The organism is Serratia sp. HRI, from assembly GCF_010119335.3.
Classification (GTDB): Bacteria; Pseudomonadota; Gammaproteobacteria; order Enterobacterales; family Enterobacteriaceae; genus Serratia; species Serratia nevei.
The window spans coordinates 3,917,398-3,930,315 of sequence record NZ_CP083690.1 but is presented as its reverse complement, the minus strand read 5'-3'; the positions used below and the strand labels follow the sequence as shown (position 1 = coordinate 3,930,315).

At 60.4% G+C, this 12,918-nt stretch carries 14 protein-coding genes; 5 read left to right on the top strand and 9 right to left on the bottom strand.

The features are described from left to right. The first annotated feature begins 101 nt into the window (after window positions 1–101). The gene (gene mltF, locus GF111_RS18860) at window positions 102–1,562 is read left to right on the top strand and encodes a membrane-bound lytic murein transglycosylase MltF (RefSeq protein ID WP_033644113.1); all 1,461 of its coding nucleotides are present in this window, start codon (window positions 102–104) and stop codon (window positions 1,560–1,562) included. Here mltF and tadA read toward each other — a convergent pair whose 3' ends face one another. Continuing rightward, the gene (gene tadA, locus GF111_RS18855; RefSeq protein WP_055311833.1) at window positions 1,563–2,069 is read right to left on the bottom strand and encodes a tRNA adenosine(34) deaminase TadA; all 507 of its coding nucleotides are present in this window, start codon (window positions 2,067–2,069) and stop codon (window positions 1,563–1,565) included. It abuts the gene before it with no gap. A gap of 117 nt (window positions 2,070–2,186) precedes the next feature. Here tadA and GF111_RS18850 point away from each other — a divergent pair, with 117 nt between their 5' ends. Continuing rightward, window positions 2,187–3,239: a DUF2157 domain-containing protein gene (locus GF111_RS18850; protein ID WP_047730063.1), complete on the top strand. Its 1,053-nt coding sequence runs from the start codon at window positions 2,187–2,189 to the stop codon at window positions 3,237–3,239. Window positions 3,240–3,290: 51 nt separating this feature from the next. Here GF111_RS18850 and yfhb read toward each other — a convergent pair whose 3' ends face one another. From yfhb to murQ, 3 genes are read right to left on the bottom strand one after another with little or no spacing between them, the layout of a single operon-like run. After that, a complete protein-coding gene (gene yfhb, locus GF111_RS18845; protein ID WP_055311834.1) occupies window positions 3,291–3,947 on the bottom strand; it encodes a phosphatidylglycerophosphatase C in 657 nt (218 codons plus the stop codon). Between the two features lie 3 nt (window positions 3,948–3,950). After that, window positions 3,951–5,318: a PTS transporter subunit EIIC gene (locus GF111_RS18840; RefSeq protein ID WP_038870853.1), complete on the bottom strand. Its 1,368-nt coding sequence runs from the start codon at window positions 5,316–5,318 to the stop codon at window positions 3,951–3,953. A gap of 18 nt (window positions 5,319–5,336) precedes the next feature. Beyond that, a complete protein-coding gene (gene murQ / locus GF111_RS18835; RefSeq protein WP_033648937.1) occupies window positions 5,337–6,230 on the bottom strand; it encodes an N-acetylmuramic acid 6-phosphate etherase in 894 nt (297 codons plus the stop codon). 167 nt (window positions 6,231–6,397) lie between these two features. Here murQ and GF111_RS18830 point away from each other — a divergent pair, with 167 nt between their 5' ends. The 3 genes from GF111_RS18830 (at window position 6,398) to GF111_RS18820 (ending at window position 9,280) form a co-directional block, all read left to right on the top strand. Beyond that, the gene (locus GF111_RS18830; protein WP_033654299.1) at window positions 6,398–7,246 is read left to right on the top strand and encodes a MurR/RpiR family transcriptional regulator; all 849 of its coding nucleotides are present in this window, start codon (window positions 6,398–6,400) and stop codon (window positions 7,244–7,246) included. A gap of 143 nt (window positions 7,247–7,389) precedes the next feature. Continuing rightward, window positions 7,390–8,928: a phosphoethanolamine transferase gene (locus tag GF111_RS18825; protein WP_217354296.1), complete on the top strand. Its 1,539-nt coding sequence runs from the start codon at window positions 7,390–7,392 to the stop codon at window positions 8,926–8,928. A gap of 91 nt (window positions 8,929–9,019) precedes the next feature. Next, on the top strand, window positions 9,020–9,280 hold the full coding sequence (locus tag GF111_RS18820) for a YfhL family 4Fe-4S dicluster ferredoxin (protein ID WP_033635622.1): 261 nt from the start codon (window positions 9,020–9,022) through the stop codon (window positions 9,278–9,280). Window positions 9,281–9,325: 45 nt separating this feature from the next. Here the strand turns inward: GF111_RS18820 and acpS are convergent, their stop codons facing one another. The 5 genes from acpS to rnc all read right to left on the bottom strand — a co-directional run bounded on the left by acpS (window position 9,326) and on the right by rnc (window position 12,832). Further along, on the bottom strand, window positions 9,326–9,706 hold the full coding sequence (gene acpS, locus GF111_RS18815; protein WP_019452319.1) for a holo-ACP synthase: 381 nt from the start codon (window positions 9,704–9,706) through the stop codon (window positions 9,326–9,328). Beyond that, the gene (gene pdxJ / locus GF111_RS18810; protein WP_038870846.1) at window positions 9,706–10,437 is read right to left on the bottom strand and encodes a pyridoxine 5'-phosphate synthase; all 732 of its coding nucleotides are present in this window, start codon (window positions 10,435–10,437) and stop codon (window positions 9,706–9,708) included. The genes acpS and pdxJ overlap by 1 nt, the downstream gene beginning before the upstream one ends. A 71-nt stretch (window positions 10,438–10,508) precedes the next feature. Beyond that, window positions 10,509–11,240 (bottom strand): DNA repair protein RecO, encoded by a 732-nt coding sequence (recO, locus tag GF111_RS18805; RefSeq protein ID WP_004929165.1) that lies wholly within the window; start codon window positions 11,238–11,240, stop codon window positions 10,509–10,511. Between the two features lie 6 nt (window positions 11,241–11,246). Then, window positions 11,247–12,155 carry a GTPase Era gene (gene era / locus GF111_RS18800; protein WP_004929162.1) on the bottom strand — a complete coding sequence of 303 codons (909 nt, stop codon included), beginning with the start codon at window positions 12,153–12,155 and terminating at the stop codon, window positions 11,247–11,249. Further along, window positions 12,152–12,832, bottom strand: coding sequence for a ribonuclease III (rnc, locus tag GF111_RS18795; protein ID WP_004929158.1), 681 nt, complete (start codon window positions 12,830–12,832; stop codon window positions 12,152–12,154). Before rnc ends, era begins: the two co-directional genes overlap by 4 nt. Window positions 12,833–12,918: the final 86 nt, after the last annotated feature.

The following is a 12,918-nucleotide window of genomic DNA, read 5'->3' as shown; positions in this document are numbered from 1 at the left end:
TGGCGTTTTGTTGCGCAAAATGCCCCCGCACTGGTGATTTAACCATGAGAAAAGTCGCGGTTGTCGTCGCCGGTGTACCTGTGCCACCACTGGATAACTATTTGAAACGTCTTAAAATAAACTACATCCTCATCGGCGTTGTCACCCTGCTTCTGGCTCTCGCGCTGTGGCCCAATATCACCTGGCGCAGCGGCCAGGGCGGGCAACTCCAGGAGATCATCTCCCGCGGCGAGTTGCGTATCAGCACGCTGAATTCACCGCTGACCTATTTCAACACCAAGCAAGGGCCGGGTGGGCTCGACTACGAACTGGCGAAGCGCTTCGCCAACTACCTCGGGGTGAAGCTGGTGGTGATCCCCCATCAGAACATCAATGACCTGTTCGACGATCTGGATGACGACGACGCCGACCTGCTGGCGGCCGGCCTTATCTACAACCAGGAGCGCCTCAGCCGCGCGCGCACCGGCCCGGCCTACTACTCCGTTTCCCAACAGCTGGTGTACCGGCTGGGCACCCCGAGGCCAAAAGGCTTCGCCGACATTAAAGGCAAGCTGGCGGTCGCCTCCGGTTCCGCGCACGTCAGCACGCTAAAGCAGCTCAAACAGGATAAATACCCGGATCTCGCCTGGGAGTCCTCCAGCGATCTCACCTCCAAAGAGCTGCTGGAGCGGGTGGCCGACGGCAAGCTGGACTACACCCTCGGCGATTCGGTGACCATCGCGCTGCTGCAGCGCATCCATCCGCAGCTGGCGGTGGCGTTCGACGTCACCGACGAAGAGCCGGTCACCTGGTATCTGAAACGCGACGGCGACGACAGCCTGTACGCGGCGATGCTGGACTTCTACAGCCAGATGGTGGACGACGGCACCCTGGCGCGGCTCGAAGAGAAATACCTCGGCCACGTCGGCAGCTTCGACTATGTGGACACCAAAACCTTCCTGTCGGCCATCGACTCGGTGCTGCCCAACTTCCGCCCGCTGTTCGAGAAGCACGCCAACGAGATCGACTGGAAGCTACTGGCGGCCATCGCCTATCAGGAATCGCACTGGAATCCGCAGGCCACCTCACCCACCGGCGTGCGCGGCCTGATGATGCTGACCCGCGCCACCGCCGACGGCCTGGGGGTCAACGACCGCCTCGATCCGGAAGAGAGCATTCAGGGCGGCGCCCTTTACCTGCAACGGCTGATGGCCAAGGTGCCGGACAGCGTGCCGGAAGACGAGCGCATCTGGTTCTCGCTGGCGGCCTACAACATGGGCTGGGGCCACATGCTGGACGCGCGCAAGCTGACCAAGACGCAAAAAGGTAACCCCGACAGCTGGGTCGACGTCAAGCAGCGCCTGCCGATGCTCAGCCAGAAGCGCTACTACCCGCAGTTGACCTACGGCTATGCGCGCGGGCGTGAAGCCTACAACTATGTAGAGAACATCCGCCGCTACCAGGTCAGCCTGGTGGGCTATCTGCAGGAAAAAGAGAGAAAGGCGGCGCAAGCGGCCGCCGAGCAGGAGGCGTTGGGGAAAGGCTACCCGACGGTGATGCCGGAACTGGCGCTCAACTACTGATTATTCCGGCTTTTCCGCCGCCCGCTGCGCCAGCCTGAGCGCTTTTTTCTGTTCACGGCGCAGACGGAAGAAATTGCTCAGGGTGGCGGCGCATTCGTCCGCCAGCACGCCCGAGACGATCTCCACCTGATGGTTCATGCCCGGATGGCGCAGAATGTCCACCAGTGAACCGGCCGCGCCGGTTTTCTCGTCGGCGGCACCATACACCAGCCGGCGGATACGGCTGTGCACCATCGCACCGGCGCACATCACGCAGGGCTCCAGCGTGACGTACAGCGTGGCGTTCAGCAAACGGTAGTTTTGCAGCACCGCGCCGCCCTGGCGCAGCGCCATGATCTCGGCGTGTGCGGTAGGATCGTGTCGGCCGATCGGGCGGTTCCAGCCCTCGCCGATGACCTGATTGTCCAGCACCAGCAGCGCACCCACCGGCACCTCGCCCTCTTCCTGCGCGCGCAGGGCCAGCTGCAATGCCTGACGCATCCAGTACTCATCGTTATATTCAGTCATCGCATAATTCCTCGTGCGCTTTTGCGGCGGGCATTATACACACTAGCCTCCCTTTGTCGTAGCCGCCCGCCAATGGCTATACTGGCCAAATCAGCGTGTGATTCAGGGACAAGAAGCATGAAACTCAGTAAAAAGAACGCGGTCGTGGTGCGCAAGGCGCTGGACGGCTGGGTGGGAGAAGGCGCCTTGACGGCCGAACAACGGCAGCAACTGCTGCAGCATGTGGCCGTGCAGCCTTTCGACTGGCGGCGGCTGGCGCGCTATGCGTTTCTCGCCGCGCTGGCCTCGCTGCTGATCGCCGTCACCAGCCTGTTCGCCGACAGCGCACTGCTTGAATGGCTGAGCGAACTGTTCCGCTTCGACGCGCCGGTGCGCATGGCGATCGCCGGCATACTGGCGGCGCTGGCCTACGTCTGGGCGCTGCGTCGCCGCCGGCACCACCCGGAAAAACGCTACGGCAATGAGGCCGCGCTGTTTGTCGCCGTGTTGCTTACCGCCTGCGCCTTATGGCAGCTGGGGGTCTGGCTGGATAACGGCAGCGGCCGGGTTTCCGTGCTGCTGCTGTTCGCCGCGCTGCTGTACGGCGCGATCGGCTGGTTCAGCCGCTCCGGGCTGGTGTGGTGGTTCGCCCTGCTGTCGCTCGGCAACGCCTTCGGCGCCGAGACCGGCTACCTGTCCGGCTGGGGCGCCTACTGGCTCGGCATGAGCTACCCGATTCGCTTTATCGCCTTTGGTGCGGTACTGATCGCCGCCGCGCTGCTGTTGCGGCCGCTGTTGGCGCAACGCGGCCTGCAGCGGGTGTCGCTGGCGATGGGGCTGCTGTACCTGTTTATCGCCCTGTGGCTGCTGTCTATCTTCGGCAACTACGGCGATCTCGACAGCTGGTACAGCGCGCGCCAGATCGAGCTGTTCCACTGGAGCCTGCTGTTCGGACTGGCTGCCCTCGCCGCCATCTGGCTGGGGTTGAAGCATGACGACGCCATGCTGCGCGGCTTCGGGCTGACCTTCCTCGGCATTAACCTTTATACCCGTCTGTTCGAGTTTTTCTGGGACAGCATACCGAAGGCGGTTTTCTTCGTGCTGCTCGGCCTGAGCCTGTGGGCACTGGGGCATTATGCGGAGAAGATTTGGCAGCTGGGGCGCAAGCCGCACGACGTGACCGACGACTGATCGCGCTGCAGATAGATAAAAGCAGAAAGGGCGGAATCTTCCGCCCTTGGTTTATTCCAGCTGCTGCAGCTCACCCTGCTTGCTTACCCGCCAGCGGTGCTCACAAAAGAACAGCAGCGGATTATCCTGCTTGCTGTCGCTGTAACCGCTGTACAGCTTCAGCGGCGCACCGAGCCGCTGCTCCAGCTGTACCACTTTCTGCGCTCCCAGGCAGCGCAGGGTCAAGACCCAGCCGCCGCAGCGGCGCGTGATGCGGCTGCCGATCAACCGTACCCGCGGCAGAAACGCCGAATCGCGATACACCTGCTCCACCAGCCGCTCCGGCGAGCCGGTAATCAGCCACACTTCGGCATCGTGCTCCTCCAGGTACTGCCGCAGCCGCATTTGCACCACCGGAAATGCGGTCACCTTCTGGCGAAAGACCTCGATAAACTGCCGCTCCAGCGCCTTTAGCGTCGCTTCGGAACGCCCGAAAGTGATCGCCCACAGCAGCAGGCTCATCGGCCAACGCGCGGCGCGCCCCAGCAGCAGCAGCGCCAGACCGATCGGCAGCAGCAGCGGTATCACCAGCAACAGGTTCAGCGGTAAGCGGCGCAGCAGAAAACGCAAGAAACTGCCGAACATGTCCTCCTGATGCAGGGTGCCGTCCAGATCGAAAAAGACCACGCGGCGCCCCTCTGCGGCCGGTTGTTGCTGCTTGTCGCTCAAACGCTACTCCTCGGGATCGTTGAACCCCATCATCCAGGTGAAGAGAAAACCGGCGATAATCGTAATCAGCATCCCCGCCAGATACAACATCACCTTACCTGAGACGATGGTCAACGCCAAAGGCAGCCCCGAAATGCCGAAGGTGATCACCGTCGCCACCTTCCAGTAGCTGATAAGCGCTCCGCCGACCGCACCGCCGAGGCAGGCGCCGATAAACGGCCGGCCCAGCGGCAGCGTCACCCCGAAGATCAGCGGCTCGCCGATGCCGAGAATGCCGACCGGCAACGCCCCTTTGATCACCTTTTTCAGCCGCGCATTGCGGGTTTTCAACAGCACCGCCAGCGCCGCCCCCACCTGCCCGACGCCGGCCATCGCCAGGATCGGCAGCAGCGGGTTGGAACCGTGCGCCTGCACCAGCTCGACGTGGATCGGTACCAGCCCCTGATGCAGACCGGAGAGCACCAGCGGCAGGAACAGCCCCGAGAGCAGCGCTCCCACCAGCAGCCCGCCCTTGTCGATCGCCAGATTGGCGCCGTGGGCGATGGCGTCGGAGATAATGCCGCCGATCGGCTGCAGAATCAGGATCGCCAGCGAGGCGGTGACCAGCGTGGTCAGCAGTGGGTTAAGGATCAGTTCGACCGACTCCGGCAGCAGCGTGCGCAGGCGTTTCTCCACCCAGCACATCAACGCCACCACCAGCAGCACGGCGATCACCCCGCCGCGCCCCGGCTGCAACGCCTCGCCGAACAACGTGATCTGCGCCAGCGCCGGGCTGGAGAGAATGCCGGCCATGACGCCGCCCATCGCCTGAGAGCCGCCGAATACCCGCGCGGCGTTGACCCCGACCAAAATGTTCATGATGGCGAACACCGCGCTGCCGAAGATCGCCAACAGCCCCAGCACGTTCGGGTAGTCCACCGCCAGCTGGCCGGCGATGTCGGGCCGTTTCAGCAGGTTGATGATGCCGGTGATCAGGCCCGAGGCGATAAACGCCGGGATCAACGGAATAAAGACATCGGCCAGTTTTTTCAGCGCGCCGCTCATCGGCGCAGCGTATTTTTGCTTGGCCTGCACCTTGGTGCGGGCCGCGTCACCGACGGCGACGACGGGCTGCGCGCTACCGCCCAGCAATTCGCGCATGGCGTCCACCACCTTGGCGGCGGCGCCTGGGCCGACGATAAACTGATGCTGCTCACCCTGTTTGATATAGCCCTTCACGCCGGGCAGCTGCCTGAGGGCGGCCAGATCCAGGCGCTGCTCGTCGCTGACCTCGACGCGCACCCGCGTCATGCAGTTCTCCAGTTTAAGGATATTACCCTCGCCCCCCACGCCCGCCAGGATCTGTGTCGCCAATGCCGTTGTCTTGTCCATCGCCGCCCCCACCGTGAATTAACGCGCCAGCGCCGCGCGCAGGTAGCCGTCGTGCCGCTGCAGCCGCTGCTGCGCCTCTTCAGCGCTGACGCCGGCTAAAATCATCAGGATCGCCGGTTTGACTTCGAAGCCGGTCTGCGCCAGCGCTGCCTCCGCCTGAGCGCGTTCGGCGCCGGTCGCCTCCACCACGATGCGGCAAGCGCGATCCACCAGTTTGACGTTGGTGGCCTTCACGTCCACCATCAGGTTCTGGTAAACCTTGCCCAGCTTGACCATCGCGCCAGTCGACAGCATGTTGAGCACCAGCTTCTGCGCAGTGCCGGATTTCAGGCGCGTCGAGCCGGTCAGGGCCTCCGGCCCCACCACCGGCGAGATCGCCACCTGCGCTTCGTGCGCGATCGGCGAATCCGGGTTGCAGGAGATGGCCGCCGTCGGGCAGCCCAGCCCGCGCGCATAGCGCAGTGCGCCAATCACATAAGGCGTGCGCCCGGAGGCCGCCAACCCCACCACCATATCGACGGCGGTGAGGTTCAGCGCCCGGAGATCGGCTTCGCCCAAAGCTTCGTCGTCTTCCGCCCCTTCCACCGCTTTAAGCAACGCGCCCGGCCCGCCGGCGATCAGCCCCACCACCACGCCGTGCGGCACGCCGAAGGTCGGCGGGCACTCGGAGGCATCCAGCACGCCCAGGCGGCCGCTGGTGCCGGCGCCCAAATAAATCAGCCGCCCACCGGCCTTCAACGCCGCCGCGGCCAAATCGACCGCCTGCGCGATCGCCGGCAGCACCTTTTCGATCGCCTCCGGCACCTTGCGGTCTTCCTGGTTAAAGCAGCGGACCATCTCCAGCGTCGACATCTCATCCAGCCCCATGGTGGCCGGGTTGCGGGTTTCCGATACCAGTGCGCCTAAGTTCATCTGTTCACCTTTGAATTTTTAATTCACAAAATTAAATCAATATTTGAATATTTTATTCAACAAAGCGAGCGCTATTTGCTATTTTAACGGCGAGCTCACAAAAATTTTCACCGCGCGTTTTCGCCGCCTGCATGGCAAAATGGCCGCTGGTTTCCAGGGAAAGATCAATGAGTACCCTTCTGCGCATTCGCCAGATGTATCCGACACTGGCGCAAAACGACCGCAAGCTGGCGGATTTTTTGCTGAACAACGCCGAGCAGGCACGCCATCTCAGCTCGCAAAAGCTGGCACAGCTGGCCGGCATCAGCCAGTCGAGCGTGGTGAAGTTCGCCCAAAAGCTGGGCTATAAAGGTTTCCCGGCGCTGAAGCTGGCGCTGAGCGAGACGCTGGCCCAGCCGCAGGCCGAACCGGTAGTGACCGTTCACAACCACATCCTCAGCAGCGACACGCTGAAAACCGTCGGTGAAAAGCTATTGGCGGAAAAGCAGGCGGCGCTGCGCGCGACGCTGGACATCAACAGCGAAGAGCGACTGCATCAGGCGCTGGACATGCTGCGCCAGGCGCGCCGGGTGATGCTGATCGGCATCGGCGCTTCCGGGCTGGTGGCCAAGGATTTTTCCTTCAAGCTGCTGAAAATCGGCGTGATGGCGGTGGCCGAGGCGGACATGCACGTTCAGCTGGCGGCGGTGCAGGCGCTGGACAAACGCGATCTGCTGCTGGCTATCTCCTTCAGCGGCGAACGGCGTGAAATCAATCTGGCGGCGGAAGAGGCGCGCCAGGCCGGCGCCAGGGTGTTGGCGCTGACCAGCTTCTCTCCCAACGGCCTGCAGCAGCGCGCGGATCACTGCCTCTACACCATCGCCGAAGAGCCCCACACCCGCAGCGCGGCCATCTCTTCCAGCACGGCCCAGTACGCTCTCACCGATCTGCTGTTTATGGCGCTGATTCAACACGATCTCGATCATGCCCGCGACCGCATCAAGCACAGCGAACAGTTAATGAAAAAGTTGGTTTGAGGCGTATAATGGCGGCCGATAAAACGCCGCCAGCTCAATTATTTTCCTTCTCTGCATTCGAAAAATAATGTGCGGACGGTGACTCGCTCAATTATCGATCAATAATTGAGCATGCATGGACAGCATTATTTAACGATACCATTATGAATACACACACAGTCATTTTAGATAGATTACGGCATTCCGTTACTCATCCGATCCTGCGCGCCTTTTTGTTTTATGCCATTACTGCATTGATACTCATCAAGGCGATGGGATACGGCGGTAGCAAAGGCATTGATATTCTTTTTATTGCGCTTATCCTACTATTATTATCTGCCCACTCGCTTACCCGTTACGGCCTGATTATTCCGTTTATTCTACTGTGCGCGTTGTATGCGCCGGTCGGGGCCATTTACGGTTCCCCGTCAGCGGCCGTGGTGTCCGCCCTGCTGCAAACCAACCGTACAGAAGCGGGTGAGTTTCTGCATACCCTTCCGGCCAGCTGTTATTTGCTACCTGCCGTAATATTTATCATGCTTATTATTTTAAAAAGGTTTATTTGGCGACAAGCGCTACCCAAAAAAGTCATATTGCCTTTGCTGGCGTTATTTGCGGTTATCGTCATCGCCAAAATATTCAGCGGCAGCTTGGTTAAGCTAAAATTGCCTGACTTCTTTTTATCCACTTACTCCGCTTACGATCAATATCAACAGCAGATTGATGAATTAAACACCGACGCTTCAGCACCAAACCGCTGGTCGCTTACCGCCGGCGCACCAACGAATGAGAACTATGTCATTATCGTCGGCGAAAGTATGCGCAGGGATCATATGTCCTTATTTGGTTATCCGGTGTCCACTACACCGTTTCTGGATAATGCCAAGGGACGGTTTTACAGTAACTATATTTCCACCGCGCCGAATACGTTCGAATCGCTCCCCCGCACGCTGGCTTTAAGCAACGGCCACAACATTGCCCTCGGAGATAATATCATCACCCTGGCAAAAGCCGCCGGCCTCAATACCCACTGGCTGTCCAATCAGGGCCTGTTCGGGCAATTCGATACGCCGGTATCAAAAATCGCCATGTTCAGCGATAACCATTACTTCCTGAAGAAAGGCGACTATCAATCGCGCAACACCGATGATGATGCACTGCTGCCGATATTTGACCAATTATTGAGCCGCCAGGGGCAAGGCAACCTGTATGTGCTGCATCTGATGGGCTCGCACGCCGACTTTTGCGAGCGGCTTAACGGCGAACCGCCGAGCGTCGAGTCGCCGAATAAGGAGCTGGCCTGCTACCTCTCTACCTATCGCAAGACTGATCGTTTTATCGAGCAGGTTTATCAAAGTCTGAAACAGACCGGCGCGCCGTTTAAACTGTTCTATTTCTCCGATCACGGTCTTTCCCATAAGGATATCGGCGGCATACGTTCTCTGCGTCACAGCGGCGATACCCGGCAGAATTACCAGGTGCCGTTGCTGGTGCTGAGCGATCGCGACCAACAGCACCAGATCATTGATGATCCCTTGAGCGCGTTCGATTTTATCGGGTTGTTTGCTCAAGAGGCGGGAATACGGGTTGCCCATCCGGAGGTGATGCCTACGATGGCGGATACCGATAAGCGCTGGGTGTTTGACGGGCAGAGAAGGGTTGATTTCGATCAGTTGGCTGACGACCCACCTGAGTTACCCTAAGCGGTAAGATGACGAAAAAACGCCCGCCGCGCGGCGATTCTATGATAGATTGCGCGCCAGCCCGAGCACACCGATGGAAAGATAACTGACAATGGCACTGCTGATTACCAAGAAATGCATCAACTGCGACATGTGCGAGCCGGAATGCCCGAACCAGGCGATTTCGATGGGCGATGAGATTTATCAGATCGATACCGATCGCTGCACCGAGTGCGTCGGCCATTATGATACGCCGACCTGCCAGCAGGTTTGCCCGATCGACAACACCATCATCACCGATCCGCAGCATCGCGAGACCAACGAACAGCTGTGGGACAAGTTTGTGGTGCTGCACCACGCCGATCGCATTTAATCCGCCGCAGGACTGACAAGGGCGCCACAGGCGCCCTTTCTATTTTCAACTTTCGACGATCACCGTCGCGCAGGCATAGCGCCGTTCGTCGGCCAGCGAAACGTGGATCGCGGCGACCCCCATTTCCCCGGCGAGCTCGGCGGCACGGCCGTGCAAACGAATATTCGGCTTGCCCAACGCATCGTTGAACACTTCGAACTGATTGAACGCCAGGCCGTTGCGAATGCCGGTGCCGAACGCCTTGGCGGCGGCCTCTTTCACGGCGAAACGTTTGGCCAGAAAGCGAATCGGCTGCTGGTGCTGCTGATACAGCGCCCACTCGGCGTCGCTCAGCACGCGGCGCGCCAGACGATCGCCGCTGCGCTCCACCACCGCTTCGATACGCGCCATCTCAACGATGTCGGTACCCAGCCCGAGCACCGCCATTACCGGCGCGCTTCCCGCATCAGCACTTTCATGTCGGCAACCGCGGCCGGCAGCCCGCACATCACCGCCTGGCCGATAATCGCATGGCCGATGTTCAGCTCGTGCATTTCCGGCAGCGCGGCAATCGGCTGCACGTTGTGGTAGGTCAGGCCGTGGCCGGCGTTGACCTTCAGCCCCTTCTTGGCCGCGTAGGCGGCGGCTACCGCGATGCGGCGCAGCTCGGCCTGTACCGCCAGCTCGCCCTGCGCTTCGGCGTAGGCACCGGTGTGGATCTCGATATAGGGTGCGCCCACCGCCACCGCCGCGTCGATCTGGCGATGATCGGGATCGATGAACAGCGAGACCAAAATGCCCGCCTGCGCCAGGCGTTCAACCGCCACGCTCATTTTGTCCAGCTGGCCGGCGACGTCCAGGCCGCCTTCGGTGGTCACTTCTTCACGTTTTTCCGGCACCAGGCAGCAGAAGTGCGGCTTCAGCTCAATGGCGATGTCCAGCATCTCGTCGGTCACCGCCATCTCCAGATTCATGCGCGTCTGGATGGTCTGGCGCAGCAGGCGCACGTCGCGGTCGGTGATGTGGCGGCGATCTTCGCGCAGATGCACGGTAATGCCGTCGGCCCCCGCCTGTTCGGCAATGAATGCCGCCTGAACCGGATCCGGGTATTGGGTTCCGCGCGCGTTACGTAACGTGGCGATGTGATCGATATTGACGCCCAGCAGCAAATCAGCCATGACAACCTCTAAATACGATTTTCAGTGCCAGCAGTTTACACGCGGGCGCAGGGCGGCAAAAGGGGAAAAGGTCAGGCGTCGTCGACCGGCGTATTCGGCTGTTTGCGCACGAACTGGCGGAACAGTTCGCGGCTCTTCAACGGCTTGCCGCCGAGGTAGGGTTTCAGCGCCATACGGGTGAAACGCTTGGCGGCGCGCAGCGTCTCGGCATCGGGAAACTGCCGCTCCGCCAGCGCGCGCAGTTCGCGCCCGGTGAAGCTGTAGTGATCCACCACCAGGCTGGCGATAAAGCCTTTCTCTTCGCGATAGCGATAGGTCATGGCGTCATCCACCGGCAGGCCGCTGCCGGCGCAGTGCAGGAAATCGAGGCCGTAGCCCAGGTGGTGCAGCAAGGCCAGCTCGAACTGACGCAGCGCCTGTTCCGGCGAGCTGTCTTCCGCCGCCAGCGCCTGCAGGCATTGCAGATAGTCGAAGAACAGCACCGAGTAGTTGGTTTCCTGCTCCAGCACGCGCGCCAGCAGTTCGTTCACGTACAGGCCGCTGTAAAGCATCATGCCGCTGAGGGGTAAACCGAGGGAGACCGCTTCGGCGTTGCGCAGCGTTTTCACTTCGCCGCGGCCGCCCCAACGCACTAACAGAGGAGTAAAGGGCTGCAGGCAACCCTTCAGATTGGAGCGGCGGCTGCGCGCGCCTTTCGCCAGCAAGCGCACCCGCCCATGACCTTCGGTAAACAAATCCAGCATCAGACTGGTTTCACTGTACGGCCGCCCATGCAGGACGAAAGCGCGCTCCCAGCCGTCCACGGATCGTTACTTCAGATCGTCAACATAGCCCAGGCTGCGCAGCGCACGTTCGTCGTCCGCCCAACCGGATTTCACTTTCACCCACAGCTCAAGATGCACTTTGGCGTCGAACATCTGTTCCATGTCCTGGCGTGCTTCGATGCCGATGGTTTTGATCTTGGCGCCTTTGTTGCCGATGACCATTTTCTTCTGGCCTTCGCGCTCGACCAGGATCAGGCCGTGCACATCGTAGCCGCCGCGATCGTTAGCCACGAACTGTTCGATTTCTACCGTCACCGAATACGGCAGCTCTTCGCCCAGGAAACGCATCAGCTTCTCGCGGATGATCTCAGACGCCATAAAGCGCTGGGAGCGATCGGTGATGTAGTCTTCCGGGAAGTGGTGTTCCGCTTCCGGCAGCAGCTTGCGCACGATGCCGGCGATGGTGTCAACGTTCATCCCTTTCTCGGCGGAGATAGGCACCACGTCGAGGAAGTTCATCTGCTGGCTGAGGAACGCGATGTGCGGCAACAGCTTGGATTTGTCGGTGACGTTATCGACCTTGTTGATCGCCAGCAATACCGGGCAGCGCAGGCTGCGCAGCTTGTTGACCACCATTTCGTCGTCGGCGGTCCAGTTGGTGCCTTCGACCACGAAGATCACCAGTTCGACGTCGCCGATCGAGCTGCTGGCCGCGCGGTTCATCAAGCGGTTGATGGCGCGTTTTTCTTCGATGTGCAGCCCAGGGGTGTCGACGTAGATCGCCTGATAAGCGCCATCGGTGTCGATGCCCATGATGCGGTGACGGGTCGTCTGCGGCTTACGCGACGTAATGGAAACCTTCTGCCCCAGCAGTTGGTTCAGCAACGTCGATTTGCCCACGTTCGGGCGGCCGACGATGGCGATAAACCCGCAGTGTTGTTTTACTTCGCTCATTCAAGCTCCAGCTTTTTCAGCGCTTGTTCCGCTGCCGCCTGCTCGGCTTTACGGCGGCTCGAGCCGGTGCCCACCACGGGCTCGCTCAAACCACTCACCTGGCAGTGGATGGTAAACTCTTGGTCGTGCGCTTCACCGCGAACCTGCACAACCAAATAAGAAGGCAACGGCAGATGACGCCCCTGCAAAAATTCCTGCAAACGGGTTTTCGGGTCTTTCTGCTTATCACCGGGGCTGATTTCGTCCAACCGGCTGCGATACCAGTCCAAAATCAGACGCTCGACAGTCTGGATGTCGCTGTCCAGGAACACGCCGCCGATCAATGCCTCCACCGTATCAGCCAGGATTGACTCGCGGCGGAACCCACCACTTTTCAATTCGCCCGGCCCCAGCCGCAGACATTCGCCCAGGTCAAACTCGCGCGCCATCTCCGCCAGCGTGTTGCCGCGCACCAGCGTGGCGCGCATGCGGCTCATGTCGCCCTCGTCTACGCGAGGAAAGCGGTGATAGAGCGCATTGGCGATGACAAAGCTCAGAATCGAGTCACCCAGAAACTCAAGACGTTCATTGTGTTTACTGCTGGCGCTGCGGTGAGTCAAAGCCTGCAGTAAAAGCTCCTGCTGTTGAAAAGTGTAGCCCAGCTTCCGCTGCAGCCTGTTTATTACGATGGGGTTCATGAGTTACCAATAGATCAAGAATGCGTCAAAAACTTGCAGCATACGGAACAGGCCTGCTTCGCCGAAAGCCGATCCAAAGCTGTTTC

Bases quoted from the DNA above. Each gene is read 5' to 3' on its own strand.
- GF111_RS18850 (WP_047730063.1), top strand. From the start codon at position 2,187: ATGAAACTCAGTAAAAAGAACGCGGTCGTGGTGCGCAAGGCGCTGGAC.
- tadA (WP_055311833.1), bottom strand. From the start codon at position 2,069: ATGACTGAATATAACGATGAGTACTGGATGCGTCAGGCATTGCAGCTG.
- acpS (WP_019452319.1), bottom strand. From the start codon at position 9,706: ATGGCGGTGCTCGGGCTGGGTACCGACATCGTTGAGATGGCGCGTATC.
- GF111_RS18830 (WP_033654299.1), top strand. From the start codon at position 6,398: ATGAGTACCCTTCTGCGCATTCGCCAGATGTATCCGACACTGGCGCAA.
- GF111_RS18840 (WP_038870853.1), bottom strand. From the start codon at position 5,318: ATGGACAAGACAACGGCATTGGCGACACAGATCCTGGCGGGCGTGGGG.
- murQ (WP_033648937.1), bottom strand. From the start codon at position 6,230: ATGAACTTAGGCGCACTGGTATCGGAAACCCGCAACCCGGCCACCATG.
- pdxJ (WP_038870846.1), bottom strand. From the start codon at position 10,437: ATGGCTGATTTGCTGCTGGGCGTCAATATCGATCACATCGCCACGTTA.
- rnc (WP_004929158.1), bottom strand. From the start codon at position 12,832: ATGAACCCCATCGTAATAAACAGGCTGCAGCGGAAGCTGGGCTACACT.
- GF111_RS18825 (WP_217354296.1), top strand. From the start codon at position 7,390: ATGAATACACACACAGTCATTTTAGATAGATTACGGCATTCCGTTACT.
- era (WP_004929162.1), bottom strand. From the start codon at position 12,155: ATGAGCGAAGTAAAACAACACTGCGGGTTTATCGCCATCGTCGGCCGC.
- GF111_RS18820 (WP_033635622.1), top strand. From the start codon at position 9,020: ATGGCACTGCTGATTACCAAGAAATGCATCAACTGCGACATGTGCGAG.